We start from the raw sequence: 15,919 nt of genomic DNA, 5'->3' as shown, positions 1-15,919 counted from the left end.
CGGACGGATGAGCAATCCCCTGCCCGACCCGTTCGCCGACCGGCCGGACTGGGCGCCGCTGCCGCCCCGGCCGGTGGAGACAGTGCCCGCCACCGGCGGGACCGAGCTGCGCGGCCGCCGCGTGCTGGTCGGCCTGCCCGGTCTCGGCTGGCGCGGCGACCTGCGGGCCGACGAGCGGGTCGTGCAGGGCAGCCGCACCTACGTGCCGGTGATCCCGGAACACGAGTGGTACCGGGCCGAGGCCGAGCAGGTGGAGGTGTTCGCCCCGCTGGTGCCTGTGGAGCGGGTATGGGTGGAAACCATCGGCGAACGGCACGCGGCGACCGGGGCGGCCGCCCCGGGACTCCGGCTGGTCTCGCTGGACGTGCCCGAACGCCGGCCGCCCACGCCGGTGTTCGAGGCCGACGCGGTGACCGGGCGGCGCGTGGTGCACGTGGACAACGGCGTGGAACGGCGCGACCTGCGTGCCGTCACCGAGACCTACTCGGGTGCGGACGGCGACATCTGCGTGCGGGTGGCCCCCGAGCTGGAGTGGTACCGGTGGGCCTGGCGCGGCCAGGCACCGACCACGTTGGAGGTGCCGGTGCACCTGCTCTGGCTTGAGTAGCCGCGTCAAGCGGCGCGTTGTGCCGAGCAGACGCCCCAGCCGTCTTGGTCCTTCGTCTCAAAGACCCAAGTCTGGCGATCACTCTGGCGAATCTCGTCCACCACCGCTGAGATCACCAGGTCCACCCGCACCTGGGCCTTGTCACCCGTCTGCTCGACGCTGAGGTCCTCCCAGCTCACGGAGATCGTCGTGTTGAACCGCTGCTCCCGTGCGACGAGGTCATCGCGAAGTGATCGCAAATCGTCAAGGTCGACGTCGTTACGGCACTCGAACTCCGCGGCCTTGACGTCATTGCGTTGATCGACGGAGTACTGGATGTAACTCGCGACGACAACCTCGGGAGAGCCACGGTCCGGGGCGGTGGCGCGGTCGTACAGCACGAACCCGACCACCCCGCCGACGGTGCACAGCACCGCCACCACCCCCGCGACGACAGCGAGCACGGTGCGCACCGGGCGCTTGGGGCGTACCGGTGCGGGAGCGGGCGCGGGGGGCGCCATCTGCTCCGGCGGGGTCCGCTGCGCCGGTACTCGGGACACCTGGGAACCGGCGGGGGGCTGCACTGATTCCACCTCCTGAGGCTATCGGCTGCGCCCCGCGTACCCAATGCCTGGAACCGGCGGATCGTGGCGAACCGCCGGGCGGACCTGGCCCGGCGCCGGGGTGAGGCTGCTCACCGCCGACCAGCTCACCGCGCCGACCGACATCCCGGTGGACGGCCCCCGCCTGGGTTACCGTCACACCTCGGGGAGGACATGTCGGCCTCGGAAAGAGAGGTGGACGCGGTGGCGACTCCGAAGGCGCGCGCCGGCCGGGCCGCCGCGCTGCACCGCCGGGCCGAGGCCGCCGCGACGGCGGCGGCGGGCATCCTCGACGAGATCCGGCCCGCACCGGCCGACCACCACCGGCAGTACGAGCTGGCCGAGCGCCTGCGGGCGGCTGCAGAAGTGGCGGCGCCGGGCTGGGCCGGTGGGCCGTTGGAGTCGCTGAGCGCGACGACGCCTCCCGGCGACGGTCTGCCGCCGCTGGTCCGGGTGGGCACCGCGGCGCCGCTCGACGACGCCCGCTTCCCCGCGCTGGTGCCGTTGCTCGGCAGCGGCCACCTATGCCTCGACGCCGACGCCTCCGACGCCCGGGTGGCCGGGCTGCTCCGCGCGCTGCTGCTGCGCGTCTTCGCCGCCACTCCGGCGGGCGCGCTGCTGGCGCGTGCGGTCGACGGCGGTTCCGGTGAGACATTCGCCGGGTACGCGCCGCTCGCCGACGCCGGCCTGCTGCCCCCGCCCGCCACCGATCTCGCCGGGATGCGTGCGGTGCTGGCCGAGGCGGAGCAGTGGGTGGCGGCCGGGACGGCCCGGCAGCGCGGGCACGACCGGACGCTGCTGCTCGTGGTCGCGGCGCTGCCCGACGGTACGACCACCGCCGACCTGGACCGGCTGGCCGGGCTGGCCGAGGGCGGGCCGCGCTCCGGGCTGCATCTGGTGCTCGCCGGATGGCCGGACGGAAGCCCGCTGCCGCGCGCCACAGCGGTCACGGTCCGCACCGCGTACGCGCTGGTCGGCGACCCGCCCGGCGCCGGCTTCAGCAGTCCCGGCGCCGAGCCGCCGGGCGGGTTGAACTCGCCCGTGTTCCTCGACGACGATCCGCCCGCCGACCTGGTCGCCGCTGTGTGCGCGCGGCTGGCCCGGCAGATCGAGGACGGCTCCCGGCTTTCCCTGGGTGACCTGCTGCCGGCGGACGGTTTCTGGACGTCCGGCTCGGCCGACGGGCTCAGCACCACTGTCGGTGACGCCGCCGGGCGCCCGGTCAGCCTGGGCTTCACCGAGCTGACCCCGCACTGGCTGGTCAGCGGCCGGGGTCAGGCGGGCCGGTCGGCGTTCCTGACCGACGCGTTGTTCGGCCTCGCCGCCCGGTACGGCCCGGACGAGCTGGCGCTCTACCTGGCCGATTTGGCCGACGGCGAGTCCTTCGTAGAGTTCCTCCAGACCGAGTGGGACCGCTCCTGGGTGCCGCAGGTGCGTGCCGCCGGGATGGCGGCCGACCGGGAGTACCTGGCCGACCTGTTCGGCGAGCTGGAGGCGGAGCTGCGCCGCCGCGAGGAGGCGTCCCGGCGGGCGGGTGGACAGCGCTACGCCGAGCTGCGGCAGCACCAGCCGCTGCCCCGGATCGTCTGCGTGGTCGACAACTTCCCGCTGGCGCTGCGCGAGCGGGACCGGCTGGCCGCCGACCTGCTGGCCCGGTTGGACGCGCTCGCCCGCGCCGGCCGGTCGTACGGGATCCACCTGGTGCTGGCCGGTGAGGGTGACCTGGGCATCGGCGGTCCGCGTGACCCGCTGCTCGGCCAGTTCCCGGTGCGGGTGGCGCTGCCCGGCGGCTCGGCGGTGCTGGAGCCGGCGAACGACTCGGCGGCCGGGCTGCCGGTGGGCAGCGCGGTGGTCAACACGGCGGGTGGCCTGGGCGGTCCGCGCGGCGCGACCCGGGGACACGAGCGGATGATCCGCTTCCCTGATCCGTACGAGGATCCCGAGGTCCTGACCGGCCTGCGGCGACGGCTCTGGGAGGCGCGGGGCGAGTCGGCGACGCCGCCGGTGGTCTTCGCCGGGTACGCCCGCCCGCTGCTCGCCAACGATCCGCGGCACCGGGCCGCGCTCGCCGGCCGGGCCCACTCGCCCGCCGCGTTGCTCGGCCGGGCGGTCGACGTCCGGCGGTCCACTGTGACGGTGCCGCTGGGGCCGGGCGCGGGACGGAACCTGGCCGTCCTGGGTCGGGACGAGGAGGCCGAGCGCCTGCTGGTCACGGCGGTACGCAGCGCCGCGGCGGCGCATCCGGGCGCGGCCCGGTTCGTGCTGGCGCCGCTGGCGAACGGGTCGGCCGAGCCGGCCGGTGTGCTCGCTGCCGAGCTGGCCGGACGCCACCGGGTGGAGACCGTCGACGCGGCCGGATTGCGGACCGCCATGGAGTCGGACGAGCCGGGTTACCTGGTGGTGTTCGGGCTGGACGTGCCGGACGCCACCGAGCTGCCGCCCGACCTGCTGCGGACGCTGCTGCTGGAGGGGCCGCCGGCCGGCCGGCACCTGCTCGGGTGGTGGCGGACACCGGCCCCGCTGGCCGGGCTGCTCGGCCCGGAGGGCGAGGTGGACAAGCTCACCGCCGTGGCGGTCACCGACGTGCCGGGCGGCCGGCTGGAGCAGCTCTTCGACCGTCCGGTCTGGTGGCGGCCCCGGCCGGGTCGCGCGGTGCTCTGGGACGGCCCGGACGAGCAGGGCACCGTCTTCGTGCCGTTCGGCACGGCCGAGGTGGCGACCGCGCGGGTCGAGCCGGGCCCGCAGGTGGCGGACCGCGCCGGGGAGGGGGCGGCATGAGTGAGACCGGAACGGCCGTACCGGGGCCCCGCTCGGGTGGGCCGACCACCGTGGCGGACCCCGCCGAGTCGGCCTGGGCGGAGTACGTCGCGGCCGCGCGGGCGCTCGACGGCGTACGCCGGGCGGCGGCCACCGCGGCCGGGGAGCAGGCACGGTCGGTGGCCGCGGCCCGCGAGGAGCTGACCGCGGTACGCGAACGGCTGGCGCCGCAGCAGTCCCGGCTGCGTGATCTGGGCGTACCGGCGATGTCACTGGTCCCGACGCCGCCGGAGGTGACCGAGGCGGCCCGGTCGATGGCGGGCGGGCCGTCGGCGGTGCTGGCGGCGCTGCGCGCGGCCGGGGACTGGGCGGACGCCGCGGACGACACGCTGAGCGCGCGCGGCCTGCCGCGGCTGGCCCGGTGGCCGGCCCGGCCCCGCAACCTGCTGGTGTACGCGCCGCTGGCACTGGTGGTGCCGCTGCTCCAACTGCTGCTGTACGCGGTCGCCGGTCCGGGACCGGTGACGGTGCTGGCGCTGCTCGTGGGGCTGCCGCTGCCGGCTGTGGCGTTCATGCTGGGCTGGCTCGCGGTGGGGCGCGTCTTTCGCCCGCGGCCCACCGACCGGGTGGACCGGACGCCCCGCTTCGGCGCCCTGGTCTGCCTGGTCCCGGCGGTGCTCACCGCCGCCGGCCTGCTGCTCGCCATGCTGCCCGACTGACGACGGCCGCGCCCGCCCGGGCGGGAGTACGCGGCCGTCGGTGGCGGTCGGAGGCTCAGCGGGCCATGATCAGCGCCATCGCCTCGGCCCGCGACTTCGCGTCGTTCTGGAGGCCGCCGCGCACGGCGGACGTGATGGTCTTCGCGCCCGACTTCTGGATGCCGCGCATCGCCATGCACATGTGCTCGCACTCCAGCACCACGATCACGCCGCGCGGGGCGAGGCTGGACATCAGCAGGTCGGCGATCTGCGAGGTGAGCCGCTCCTGCACCTGCGGCCGGCGGGCGAACACCTCGACCAGCCGGGCCAGCTTCGACAGGCCGGTGATCCGGCCGTCCGGGCCGGGGATGTAGCCGATGTGCGCGCTGCCCCGGAACGGCAGCAGGTGGTGCTCGCAGAGGCTCATCACGTCGATGTCCCGGACGAGCACCAGTTCCTCGTGGTTGGCCTCGAACGTGGTGCGGAGCACCTGCGCCGGGTCGACCCGCAGGCCGGCGAAGAGTTCGGCGTACGCGCGGGCGACGCGGGCCGGCGTCTGCTGGAGGCCGTCGCGGTCCGGGTCCTCGCCGACCGCGATGAGGATCTCGCGGACCGCCTTCTCGATCCGGGCGAGGTCGACGCTGTCCTCCACCGGGCCGCCGGTGAGTTTGCCGCTGATCAGGCGCGCGGCCACGTAGTCGAGCGCGTCGTCCCCGTCGGGCTCGGTCGCGGAGACGGCCGACTCCCTGTGGTGGGAGCCGGCCGTCGTCGGATCGCTGTTCAGTGCGTACCGTCCGAGTTGTTGCTGGAACCACCGATCGAGGCGGCGGCGTCGGCGCGGGCCTGCGCCGCCAGCGCCTCCTTCTCGGCCGGCGTGAGCACCGGCGGCTCGGTGGAGGGCTGACGCTTGCCGAAGCCGTGGTACGGCGCCATCGGCGGGCGCTTGACGACGCGCGCGCAGATCCGGGCCATGTCGGCGGTGGAGAGCGTCTCCTTCTCCATCAGCTCCAGGACCATGTTGTCCAGGACGTCCCGGTATTCCACCAGGATCTCCCAGGCCTCGTCGTGGGCCAGTTCGATCAGCGCGCGCATCTCGCCGTCGATCTCGGCGGCCACCGCGTCGGAGTAGTCCCGCTCGTGGCCCATGTTGCGGCCGAGGAACGGCTCGTCGCCGCTGGTGCCGTACTTGATCGCACCGAGCTTGGAGCTCATGCCGTACTGCGTGATCATCGCGCGGGCCAGCTGGGTGGCCTTCTCGATGTCGTTGCCGGCGCCGGTGGTCGGCTCGTGGAAGACGAGTTCCTCGGCCGCCCGGCCACCCAGCGCGTACGCCAGGGTGTCGATCATCTCGGCCCGGGTCTGGGTGTACTTGTCCTCCGTCGGGAGGACGAGCGTGTGACCCAGCGAGCGACCCCGGGACAGGATGGTCACCTTGTGCACCGGCGCGGCGTGCGGCAGCGCCCAGGCGACCAGCGCGTGCCCACCCTCGTGGTACGCGGTGATCTTCTTCTCCTGGTCGCTCATCACGCGGGTCCGGCGCTGCGGGCCGGCGATCACCCGGTCGATCGACTCCTCCAGGGAGTCGTTGGTGATCGCCCGCTGCTCCTTACGAGCGGTGAGCAGCGCGGCCTCGTTGATCACGTTGGCCAGGTCGGCGCCGCTGAAGCCCGGGGTACGCCGGGCGACCGCGTCGAGGTCGACGTCGGGCGTGAACGGCTTGCCCTTGGCGTGCACCCGCAGGATGGCCTTGCGGCCCTCCATGTCGGGGGCGTCGACCGGGATCTGCCTGTCGAACCGGCCCGGGCGCAGCAGCGCCGGGTCGAGGATGTCCGGCCGGTTGGTGGCGGCGATCAGGATGACGCCGCCCTTGGTGTCGAAGCCGTCCATCTCGACCAGCAGCTGGTTGAGCGTCTGCTCCCGCTCGTCGTGACCGCCGCCCATGCCGGCGCCGCGGTGGCGGCCGACCGCGTCGATCTCGTCGACGAAGACGATCGCCGGGGCGTTCGACTTGGCCTGCTCGAACAGGTCGCGGACGCGGCTGGCGCCGACACCGACGAACATCTCGACGAAGTCGGAGCCGGAGATGGAGTAGAAGGGCACCCCGGCCTCGCCGGCGACCGCGCGGGCGAGCAGCGTCTTACCGGTACCGGGCGGGCCGAACAGCAGCACGCCCTTCGGGATCTTGGCGCCCAGGGCCTGGTATTTCGCCGGGTTCTGCAGGAAGTCCTTGATCTCGTGCAGTTCCTCGACGGCCTCTTCCGCGCCCGCGACGTCCGCGAACGTGGTCTTCGGCGTGTCCTTGGTGATCATCTTCGCCTTGGACTTGCCGAAGTTGAGCACCCGGGAGCCGCCGCCCTGCATCTGCGACATGAAGAACAGCAGCAGGAGCACGAGCAGCGCGATGGGAAGCAGGTTGACCAGCAGGCTGACCCAGATGCTGTCCGACGACACCTTGGTGTCGACCGGGCCGGTGATGCGGTCCGCCGCCTCGGCCTCGCGTACCTGGTTCCAGACCTGGCCGCCGACCTCGTACGGGAACTGCGCCTCGATCTTGTCAGTGGTGGTGTCGCCGTCGAACTTGGCCTTGTCCTTCAGGTCGAGCTGGAGCGTCTGCTCCTTGTCCTGGAAGACGACCTTCTCGATGCCGCCCTTGTTGAGCTGGTCGAGCGCGACGGACGTGTCCACCCGGTGGTAGCTGGGACCAGCGGTGAACAGTTGACTGAGCACAACGGCGCCGAGGATGACCAGGATGATCCAGACCACCGGTCGGCGGAAGAAACGCGTACGTTCCATGCTGTAGTCGGGTGCCGAGGCGCCCGCATCCTCCTGATCGACGTCCTGACCGTCTGAATGGTGTCGCCGCCTTGAGCGGCGGCCGGGGCCGCCGTGCGGGCCGGCCCGACCCCCGAGGCACGCAAACTGCCGCACCACGGTCATTCGACGGTACACCGTTCGGGCGACGCGTGAGCTTGCGAGCCCGGCACTTACGCGCAGGGCGAACCCGGGTTTCGAGCCGGCGTGGCGGGGAGCTCCCACCCGGCCCGCCCACACCGCACGGTCACGCGGTTCGAGGGGCCGGGCGTGGAGGGTGCCTCCACGTCACCGGTCCCTACCGTAGACCGGAAGACTGAGAGCCCGCTGAATGTCAGCTGACGACGGGCTCGGCGAACCCTCAGGCCCGCGCGTACACCTCGGGCTTGAGCACCCCGACGTAGGGCACCTCGCGGTACCGCTCGCCGAAGTCGAGCCCGTAGCCCACGACGAACTCGGTGGGGATGTCGAACCCGACGTACTTGACCGGGACCTGCACCTTGACCGCGTCCGGCTTGCGGAACAGCGCGACCACCTCGACGCTCGCCGCGGAGCGCGACTCCAGGTAGCGCAGCAGCCAGGACAGCGTCAGGCCGGAGTCGACGATGTCCTCGACGACCACCACGTGGCGGCCGGCGATGTCCCGGTCCAGGTCCTTGAGGATGCGGACCACGCCGGACGAGGTGGTGCCCTGGCCGTAGGACGAGACGGCCATGAACTCCAGTTCGGCGGGCGGGCCCTGGCGGCCCAGCGCGCGGGCGAAGTCGGCCATGAACATGACCGCTCCCTTGAGCACACACACGAGCAGCAGGCCGTCCTCGACGTGGGCGTAGTCCGCCGAGACCTGCTTGGCCAGCTCCGCGGTCTTGTCGCGGATCTGCGCCTCCGAGATGATCACGTGGTCGATGTCGGCGTCGTACCAGGAGCCGTCAGCCATGCTCCTAGCCTGCCGTACGCCCCGGCGCCGCCGTCGGCGGGGCCGCCCCTTTTGGCGCGGTCCCGCCGGGGATTTTCGACGCGAACTGAATAAATCACCTCAGCAGGTACGGGAGCGCCAGCGCTGCCCGTCGTCGCTCGGCTTCCAGTCGGCCGAGTCGCGGGTGTCGGCGGTGAACCCGAAGGCGCTGGCGCCGACGAGGAGGAGCAGGAAGAGCAGGAGCAGCAGAACGGTCATGGCGGCGCTCGCTTTCACATGGTTGAGACTGTTTTCGCCGCCGGTGCGCACCGGACACCATTGATTCTCCGGGCCACCGACCGATCCGGACAGTGGCAGGAATGTCATCGGGCATCGATTTACTGCCACCGGTCGGGTTACCCTCGTCACATGCTCCGCTCGGTCGCCGTCATCGCCATGGACCAGGTCGCCGCGTTCGAACTCGGCGTGCTCGCCGAGGTCTTCGGCACCGACCGCACCGCCGACGGCTTCCCCGGATACCGGTTCGACGTCTGCACCGCCGACGGCAGTCCGGTCCGCAGCCGCTCCGGGTTCCTGCTCACCCCCACCGCCGACCTGGGCCCGGTCGAGGACGCCGACCTGGTCGCGGTGCCCGCGCACGCCGACGGCACCCCGCTGCCCGAGCCGGTGCTCGCCGCGCTGCGCCGTGCCGCCGACCGGGGCGCCTGGCTGCTGAGCGTCTGCGCCGGCGCGTTCGTCCTCGGCGAGGCGGGCGTGCTCGACGGGCGCGACTGCACCACCCACTGGCGGTACACCGACGAACTCCAGCAGCGCTTCCCGGCCGCCCGGGTCCAGTGCGACTCGCTCTACGTGCAGGACGACCGGCTGCTCACCAGCGCCGGCACCGCCGCCGGCATCGACGCCTGCCTGCATCTGGTACGCCAGGAGCACGGCTCGGCGGTGGCGACGCGGCTGGCCCGCCGGATGGTCGTGCCGCCGCACCGCGACGGCGGCCAGTCGCAGTACGTCGAGGCGCCGATCCCCAAGGCGCCGGAGGCACCCACCCTGGAACCGGTGCTGGAATGGCTGATGCGACACCTGCGCCGGCCGGTGACGGTGGACGAGCTGGCGGCCCGCGCCGGGATGGCCCCGCGCACGTTCGCCCGGCGGTTCCGCGCCGAGACCGGCACCACCCCCCACGACTGGGTGACCAACCAGCGGGTGCTGCTGGCCCGGCACCTGCTGGAGGACACCTCACTGAGCGTGGAGAGCGTCGCCGAGCAGGCCGGCTTCGGTGACTCGGCGGCCCTGCGGTACCACTTCACCCGCCGCGTGGGCACCACCCCGCTGGCCTACCGCACCACTTTCCGCGACCGTCAATCCACCTGACGCCCTCACGGCGGTGATCAAGGAGTTTGCGGGCTGGGGAGGGCCGGAACGTGACCGAAAGTCCTTGATCACCGGGCAAGGGCGGGGTCAGCCCGCGCCGGGTCAGGGTTGGAGGTGACCGGCGTGGCGGCTTACCTGGTGGCCGCCGGGTAGGTGCACCGGGCCCTGTCCACGCCACGCCGTGACCAGGGCGTCCAGTGCCGCCACGTGACTGTGGGACAGCGCGGCCGGCGTCGCGCCCAGCTCGCGGGCCCAGGTGTGCAGCACCCGGGTACGGACGGCGGCCGGCAACCCGGCGAGCCCGGCTACGGACAGCCCGCCCCCATCGGTCCGGACGTCGGCGAGCGCGGCGTCGGCGAGCGCGTCGAGCGCGGCGTTGTCGGCCGCGAGCAGCCCGGCGGTGCGGGCGAGGTTCGCCACCACCCCCGGCCCCAACGCGTCGACGAGTGCCGGCAGCGCGTCCGCCCGGACCCGGGCCCGGGCGTACGCGGGGTCGGCGTTGTGCGGGTCCGCCCACGGGTCGAGCCCGAGCGCGGCGCAGGCGGCCCGGGTGTCGGCGCGCGTGACGTCGAGCAGCGGCCGCAGCAGGGGCACCCCGTCGACGTCGCGCCGCTCCGGCATCCCGGACAGCCCGCGCGGTCCGGCGCCCCGGGCCAGCGCCAGCAGGACGGTCTCGGCCTGGTCGTCGCGTGTGTGCCCGAGCAGCACCCCGGCTGCGTCGTACCGGTGGGCGGCGGCGGTCAGCGCCTCGTACCGGGCCTCGCGGGCGGCCGCCTCCGGACCACCGGGCCGGCCGTCCACGCGTACCGGAAGCACGTCGACCGGGTCGAGCCCTTCGGCGCGGGCCCAGCCGGCGACCGCCTCGGCCCGTTCCGCGGACCCGGCCTGCAGGCCGTGGTCGACCGTCACCAGGCCGGCCGGGCGCCCGAGCCGGGGGGCCACGAACGCGGTGGCGGCGGCGAGCGCGAGCGAGTCGGCCCCGCCGGAGCAGGCCACCAGCACCGGGCCGTCACCCGGCAGGCCGGTCAGCATCCGGCGGACGGCCAGCCGCACCGCGGCGACGGCGGGAGCGGGCGACGGCGAGCGGCGCGGGACGGAGCCGTCCGAGCCGGGCGGATCAGCCGACGGGCGGGGTGGCACCGGCGGGCCCGTGTACGCGGGACACCCAGGCGTCCGGGTCGCCCAGCTCGTCCAGGCGGGGCAGCGTCAGGGGGGACGAGAAGATCTTGTTGAAGCCCGCCATCCCCACCCGGTCGACCACGCCGTGCACGAACTTGCGGCCCTCGGCGTACTGGCGCATCTTGACCTCGATGCCGAGCAGCCGACGGATCGCCTTCTCCAGCGGGTTGCCGGACTCGCGGCGACGGTTGAACGCCGCCCGGATCGTCTCGACGCTGGGGATGACCTGCGGTCCCACGCCGTCCATCACGAACTCGGCGTGGCCCTCCAGCAGCGTCATCAGCGCGGTCAGCCGGTCCAGCACGGCGCGCTGGGCCGGGGTCTGCACGATGTCCAGCACGCTGGCCCGGCTCTCCGGGTCCTTGACCGCGTCGGAGAGCGTCGCGACGCCACGCCGGAGCCGTTCCAGCAGGTGCTCGCCGCCCTGGGAGGCGTCCACGAACGCCTGCACCTCGCCGAGGAAGTACGCGCGCATCCACGGCACGGCGGTGAACTGGGTGCGGTGGGTGACCTCGTGCAGGCACACCCAGAGCCGGAAGTCGCGCGAGTCGGCGCCGAGCTTCCGTTCGACCTCGAGGATGTTCGGCGCCACCAGCAGCAGCTGGCCGGGGTCGCCGGCGAAGACCTCGTACTGGCCGAGCACGCGACCGGAGAGGTACGCCAGCACGGTGCCGGCCTGCACACCGGTCACCCGGGAGCCGATCGCCTCGGTGAGCGCACCCGGCCGCTTGTCGCCGGAGAGACGCTCGACCAGCGGGGAGACCACCTCACGCAGCCCGGCGATGTTCGCCGCCGCCCAGTCCCGGCGGTCGACCACGCGTACCGGCGGGTGCGCGACCTGCGCCCGCAGGCCGGTGTAGTCGGCGACGTGACCGGCCGCCTCCTCGGTCAGCCGGCGCAGGTCGCCGACCACGTCGGTGGCCTCGGCGTACGACACCCGGGGGCCCGACTTGCTCAGCGCCCCCGCGGTAGCGGCGGCCAGATCCCAGTCCACGAACTGCGCCATGAACCCACCGTACCCGCGCCGGAACACCCCCACCCGGGCTCGCACCGGCCGATCGACGCCCGTCGGTCAGCGGCAGCCGCACCCGGCCAGCGCGGAGCTGATCCGGTCCAGGGCCGCCCGGGTCTCGTCCAGCGAGCCCTGCGTGCGGTCGGTGAGCACCGCGAACGTGAGCAGTCGGCCGTCGGCCGTGGTCACCGTGCCGGCGATCGCGTTGACGCCGCTCAGCGTGCCGGTCTTGGCCCGGACGACGCCCGCTCCGGCGCGGGTCGCCGCCGCCCGGTAGCGCTCGTCGAGCGTGCCGGACCAGCCGCCGACCGGCAGGCCGCCGAAGATCGCCGCGAGTTCGGGGTGGCTGCCGTTGCCGGCGAGCGTGATCAGGTCGGTGAGCAGCGAAGGGCTGATCCGGTTGGTGCGGGACAGCCCGCTGCCGTCGGCCAGGCTGATCTCGCCCGCCGGCAGGCCCAGCTCGCCGAGGACCTGGTCGGTGGCCGCCGCGCCGCCGGCGAACGAGCCGGGCTTGCCCTTGGCGAGCGCCACCTGGCGGGCCATCGCCTCGGCGATCACGTTGTCGCTGTCGCTGATCATGATGTCGACCAGCCGGATCATCGGCAGGGACTCGACCTTCCCCAGCTCGGCGCCGGGGGCCGTACCCGTGGCGCCGGACGCCGCCGGCGCGGTGCCCCGGGTGACCTGGGCGGCGCCGCCGGTCAGGCCGAGCAGCTTGGCGAACTGCCGGCCGGCGGTCAGGTCGGGCTGCGGCACCCGCTCGGCGGCGTGGTTCGTCTGCTCGGCGGTACGCCGCGCCTCCGCCGCGTTCTTGCGGGCGCCGTCGGTCATCAGCGCGGTGATCGCCGCGCCGAAGCCGCCGGTGGGGATGTCGGAGTCCCAGCCGGGCTCGAAGACGGGGCCGCTGAACAGCGACGAGTCGACGATCACCTTGGTCGGCGCGGTGCCGCCGAGCGCGTCGCGCACCTGGGCGGCGAGGTCGTCCAGGCGGGCCGCGCCCGGGTAGAAGCCGTTCTTGTCCACGGCGAGCGTGGGGTCACCGCCGCCGACCAGGACCACCTCACCCGGGTTGGCCCCGGCCACCGCCCGGGTCGGGATCCGGTGGGCCGGCCCGCGCGCCGCGAGCACCGCCACTCCGGTCGCCAGCTTGGTCACCGAGGCGGGCACGGTGGGGGTGTCCTGGCCGCTGCCGTAGAGCGCCTGGCCGGTGCTCACGTCGGCCACCGACACGTGCACCCGGTCGCCGAGCGCGGCGGCGCGGACCAGCGGGTCCAGGGCGGCGCGGATGCCGGCCTCGGTGGGCAGCGGGGCGTTGCCGTCCGGCCCGCCGAGCACGGCCGCCGGGGACGGCTCGGGCGGCGCGGCGACCGGCGTACCCGTGCTGTCGTCGTCGCCCAGCCACCCGGCGACCGGGCCGGGGCGCAGCACGGCGAGCCCGGCCACCGCCAGGGCCAGCACGAGCACGCAGGCGAGCGCCGCGACGAGCCGCAGGCGGCGTCGCGGTCGAGCCGGGGGCGGCCCGGAGGGTACGGGCGGCGCGGCGCCGACCGGCGGGACCGGCGGGCTGACCGGGGCCGGGTCCGGCGCGCCGGGCCAGTTCAGCGGGGCCGTCGGGTCGTGCGGCGGGCCGACGCGGGCCGAGCCGCTCGCCGGGCCGGAGCCGTGGTGCGGCGGGCCCACGCGGGCGGATCCGGTGGCCGGAGAGGGACGATGAGGGACGTTCGCCCCCGGGACGGACACCCGCCCGGTGGCCCCGCCGGAACCGGAACCGGCGGACCCGCGCCCGTCAACCCTCTCGGGGCGGTAGTGTGAATCTTCCCTCCCCACGGCCCCCTCCTCCCCGCTCGAAATCGCCTTGGGCGACACTACTTCGGTCCGAACACTATGCGGCGGCCGGAGCCGACGGGGGGCGTTCACCCCGCGCCGGGGGTGAGCCGCTGGTTTCCGTTAGCCAGCGTGGGCAAACGAGGGAGCGTGGAAGATGGATTTCGACGTCACGGTTGAGATCCCCAAGGGTCACCGCAACAAGTACGAGGTAGACCACGCGACCGGCCGCATCCGGCTGGACCGCACCCTCTTCACCTCCACGCAGTACCCGGCCGACTACGGGTTCATCGAGGGCACCCTGGGCGAGGACGGCGACCCGCTGGACGCGCTGGTGCTGGTGCCCGAGCCGACGTTCCCGGGCTGCCTGATCCGCTGCCGCACCATCGGCATGTTCCGGATGACGGACGAGAAGGGCGGCGACGACAAGGTCCTCTGCGTGCCCTACGAGGACCCGCGTCAGGAGCACCTGCGCGACATCCACCACCTGGGCGAGTTCGACCGGCTGGAGATCCAGCACTTCTTCGAGGTCTACAAGGACCTGGAGCCGGGCAAGTCGGTCGAGGGCGCGACCTGGGTGGGCCGGGTCGAGGCCGAGGCGGAGATCGCCGCCTCGTACCGGCGCGCCAAGGAGGCCGAGGAGCGCGGCGAGACGCTGCACTGACGATCACGCGTGCTTGAGGCCCGGGTCGCGCTTCGCGACCCGGGCCTCCGCGTGTTCAGGCGAGCAGGTCGCGGGCCCGGTCGTAGAGGCCGAGCACCGCGCAGGCCACCGGCACGACAGCGACCACGAGCGCGGTGTCGGTCAGGTCGGCCAGGCGGCCGAGGTACGGGGAGACCGGGCGCCGGGCGTACGTGGCGCCGGCGGTGACCGCCGTCAGGGCCAGGGCCAGCCCGCCCACTGTCAGCGCGAGCCGGCCACCCGGACCGGCCCGGTCGGCCAGTACCACGCCGAGCAGGGCGAACCCGGTCAGCCCGGCGACGATCGCGGGCGCCCGGTGCCGTACCGCCACGAACAGGCGGGAGCGCAGCAGCAACACTCCGCAGCCGACGGCGGCGAGCAGCAGCCCGGCGGTCCGGCCGACGGAGACGAGCACCGCGATCGCGCCGACCGCGAGCACCGCGTGACCGAGCAGCATCCCGGTGAGCACCTCCTCGGCGCGGGCCACCGCCGCGTGCACCCGGCCCCGGTCCGGCAGGTCGCGGGTGCCGGCCGGGCTGGGCAGGGTGAGCGGCGGCAGCGGCAGCTTGCCGACCCGGATCGCCAGCAGCGGCAGCCCGCCGAGCGCGAACACCAGCACGGCGAGCAGGACGGCGGCGGTGCCGTCCGGGTCGAGCGGCAGCCCGCCGAGCGCCGCTGCCACGCCGGCCACGCCGACCGTCACCCCGGCCACGAAGACGCGGGACCGGCTGGCCACGCCGAGCAGGCCGAGCACCGCCACCAGCAGCAGCGCCACCGAGCCGACGAGCAGTTCCGGGGCGCCCACCCAGCGCAGGCCGGGGACCGGGCCGACCGGATCGCCGGAGGCGACCGCCAGCGCACCGGCCACCGCGGCCCAGGGCAGCGCGTACCCGCCGAGCGTGGCGCCGACCGGGCCGTCCCCGTACGCCCGGGACGCGGCGGTGGCGGTGAGCACCAGGATCAGGGCGACCGCCGCGGCGACCGGCCAGCCACGCGCGCCCGGACCGGCGGCGACCACGGCTACCAGCCCGACCGCGAGGGGCACGGCGGCGCCCGCGAGCGCGGCGGCCCGGGTGGCCTGGCCCGACCAGGCGGTGCCCCGGCGCCGGGCCCCGTCCACTATCGCCTCGACCACGTCGTCGTACTCCAGCTCGGGCCACTGCGCGCGGGCCGGCACCAGGTGCAGCACCTCGCCGTCGCGGACGCCCTGGGGCAGCAGCGCCTGGGCGGTGGCGAGCACCGCGCCGTCGGTGCGGCGCAGCACCCATCCGCCGTGCCGTTCCCCGTCGTCGGCCAGTCCCTCACCGGCGTGCCGGAGCACCTCGGGCAGCAGCTCGGCCAGGGGCACCTGCTCCGGTAGGGCCACGTCCACCCGTCGGCCGGGCGCGCTGATCGTGACCCGGGCGAGCCCGCTTGTCATCGAGGTATCTCCATATCGGGCGGAGGGAGTGGGCTGACGGACGAGAGGACTTTACCTACGATGA

At 74.4% G+C, this 15,919-nt stretch carries 14 protein-coding genes; 5 read left to right on the top strand and 9 right to left on the bottom strand.

Features of this window, described 5'->3' with window-relative positions; all coding sequences use genetic code 11:
• The first annotated feature begins 7 nt into the window (after positions 1–7).
• A complete protein-coding gene (locus tag V6U82_RS13765) occupies positions 8–607 on the top strand; it encodes a hypothetical protein (protein ID WP_334461171.1) in 600 nt (199 codons plus the stop codon).
• Between the two features lie 5 nt (positions 608–612).
• Here V6U82_RS13765 and V6U82_RS13760 read toward each other — a convergent pair whose 3' ends face one another.
• Positions 613–1,170 (bottom strand): hypothetical protein, encoded by a 558-nt coding sequence (locus V6U82_RS13760; protein WP_334461393.1) that lies wholly within the window; start codon positions 1,168–1,170, stop codon positions 613–615.
• A gap of 213 nt (positions 1,171–1,383) precedes the next feature.
• Here V6U82_RS13760 and V6U82_RS13755 point away from each other — a divergent pair, with 213 nt between their 5' ends.
• Both V6U82_RS13755 and V6U82_RS13750 read left to right on the top strand, forming a co-directional pair.
• Complete coding sequence (locus tag V6U82_RS13755; RefSeq protein ID WP_334461391.1) at positions 1,384–3,966, top strand: FtsK/SpoIIIE domain-containing protein; 2,583 nt, start codon at positions 1,384–1,386, stop codon at positions 3,964–3,966.
• On the top strand, positions 3,963–4,664 hold the full coding sequence (locus V6U82_RS13750; protein ID WP_334461170.1) for a hypothetical protein: 702 nt from the start codon (positions 3,963–3,965) through the stop codon (positions 4,662–4,664). Before V6U82_RS13755 ends, V6U82_RS13750 begins: the two co-directional genes overlap by 4 nt.
• A gap of 55 nt (positions 4,665–4,719) precedes the next feature.
• On the opposite strand, the gene folE is transcribed toward V6U82_RS13750, so the two are convergent.
• From folE to V6U82_RS13730, 4 genes are all read right to left on the bottom strand, one after another.
• A complete protein-coding gene (gene folE / locus V6U82_RS13745) occupies positions 4,720–5,337 on the bottom strand; it encodes a GTP cyclohydrolase I FolE (protein WP_013288986.1) in 618 nt (205 codons plus the stop codon).
• A gap of 86 nt (positions 5,338–5,423) precedes the next feature.
• Positions 5,424–7,436, bottom strand: coding sequence for an ATP-dependent zinc metalloprotease FtsH (ftsH, locus tag V6U82_RS13740; protein WP_334461168.1), 2,013 nt, complete (start codon positions 7,434–7,436; stop codon positions 5,424–5,426).
• A gap of 379 nt (positions 7,437–7,815) precedes the next feature.
• Entirely contained in the window at positions 7,816–8,391 is a 576-nt protein-coding gene (gene hpt, locus V6U82_RS13735) for a hypoxanthine phosphoribosyltransferase (RefSeq protein ID WP_013288988.1), read from the bottom strand.
• 99 nt (positions 8,392–8,490) lie between these two features.
• On the bottom strand, positions 8,491–8,628 hold the full coding sequence (locus V6U82_RS13730; RefSeq protein ID WP_018786602.1) for a hypothetical protein: 138 nt from the start codon (positions 8,626–8,628) through the stop codon (positions 8,491–8,493).
• 150 nt (positions 8,629–8,778) lie between these two features.
• Here V6U82_RS13730 and V6U82_RS13725 point away from each other — a divergent pair, with 150 nt between their 5' ends.
• A complete protein-coding gene (locus V6U82_RS13725) occupies positions 8,779–9,738 on the top strand; it encodes a GlxA family transcriptional regulator (protein ID WP_334461165.1) in 960 nt (319 codons plus the stop codon).
• Positions 9,739–9,840: 102 nt separating this feature from the next.
• On the opposite strand, the gene tilS is transcribed toward V6U82_RS13725, so the two are convergent.
• From tilS to dacB, 3 genes are all read right to left on the bottom strand, one after another.
• Complete coding sequence (gene tilS / locus V6U82_RS13720) at positions 9,841–10,770, bottom strand: tRNA lysidine(34) synthetase TilS (protein WP_334461390.1); 930 nt, start codon at positions 10,768–10,770, stop codon at positions 9,841–9,843.
• 85 nt (positions 10,771–10,855) lie between these two features.
• Complete coding sequence (locus V6U82_RS13715) at positions 10,856–11,923, bottom strand: zinc-dependent metalloprotease (RefSeq protein WP_334461162.1); 1,068 nt, start codon at positions 11,921–11,923, stop codon at positions 10,856–10,858.
• A gap of 66 nt (positions 11,924–11,989) precedes the next feature.
• Entirely contained in the window at positions 11,990–13,420 is a 1,431-nt protein-coding gene (dacB, locus tag V6U82_RS13710) for a D-alanyl-D-alanine carboxypeptidase/D-alanyl-D-alanine endopeptidase (protein ID WP_334461389.1), read from the bottom strand.
• Positions 13,421–13,910: 490 nt separating this feature from the next.
• On the opposite strand from dacB, the gene V6U82_RS13705 reads away from it, so the two are divergent.
• Positions 13,911–14,417 (top strand): inorganic diphosphatase, encoded by a 507-nt coding sequence (locus V6U82_RS13705; protein WP_013288994.1) that lies wholly within the window; start codon positions 13,911–13,913, stop codon positions 14,415–14,417.
• A gap of 55 nt (positions 14,418–14,472) precedes the next feature.
• Here V6U82_RS13705 and eccD read toward each other — a convergent pair whose 3' ends face one another.
• On the bottom strand, positions 14,473–15,855 hold the full coding sequence (gene eccD, locus V6U82_RS13700) for a type VII secretion integral membrane protein EccD (RefSeq protein WP_334461158.1): 1,383 nt from the start codon (positions 15,853–15,855) through the stop codon (positions 14,473–14,475).
• Between the last annotated feature and the right edge of the window lie 64 nt (positions 15,856–15,919).

It is taken from the genome of Micromonospora sp. CPCC 205554 (genome assembly GCF_036902745.1).
In the GTDB taxonomy this organism is placed as follows: domain Bacteria; phylum Actinomycetota; class Actinomycetes; order Mycobacteriales; family Micromonosporaceae; genus Micromonospora; species Micromonospora tulbaghiae.
This window is presented reverse-complemented; position numbering and strand designations above follow the sequence as displayed.

Excerpts from the sequence above, each read along its gene's own strand:
- V6U82_RS13765 (WP_334461171.1), top strand. The coding sequence starts at position 8 with ATGAGCAATCCCCTGCCCGACCCGTTCGCCGACCGGCCGGACTGGGCG.
- V6U82_RS13750 (WP_334461170.1), top strand. The coding sequence starts at position 3,963 with ATGAGTGAGACCGGAACGGCCGTACCGGGGCCCCGCTCGGGTGGGCCG.
- ftsH (WP_334461168.1), bottom strand. The coding sequence starts at position 7,436 with ATGGAACGTACGCGTTTCTTCCGCCGACCGGTGGTCTGGATCATCCTG.
- hpt (WP_013288988.1), bottom strand. The coding sequence starts at position 8,391 with ATGGCTGACGGCTCCTGGTACGACGCCGACATCGACCACGTGATCATC.
- V6U82_RS13730 (WP_018786602.1), bottom strand. The coding sequence starts at position 8,628 with ATGACCGTTCTGCTGCTCCTGCTCTTCCTGCTCCTCCTCGTCGGCGCC.
- V6U82_RS13725 (WP_334461165.1), top strand. The coding sequence starts at position 8,779 with ATGCTCCGCTCGGTCGCCGTCATCGCCATGGACCAGGTCGCCGCGTTC.
- tilS (WP_334461390.1), bottom strand. The coding sequence starts at position 10,770 with ATGCTGACCGGCCTGCCGGGTGACGGCCCGGTGCTGGTGGCCTGCTCC.
- V6U82_RS13715 (WP_334461162.1), bottom strand. The coding sequence starts at position 11,923 with ATGGCGCAGTTCGTGGACTGGGATCTGGCCGCCGCTACCGCGGGGGCG.
- V6U82_RS13705 (WP_013288994.1), top strand. The coding sequence starts at position 13,911 with ATGGATTTCGACGTCACGGTTGAGATCCCCAAGGGTCACCGCAACAAG.
- eccD (WP_334461158.1), bottom strand. The coding sequence starts at position 15,855 with ATGACAAGCGGGCTCGCCCGGGTCACGATCAGCGCGCCCGGCCGACGG.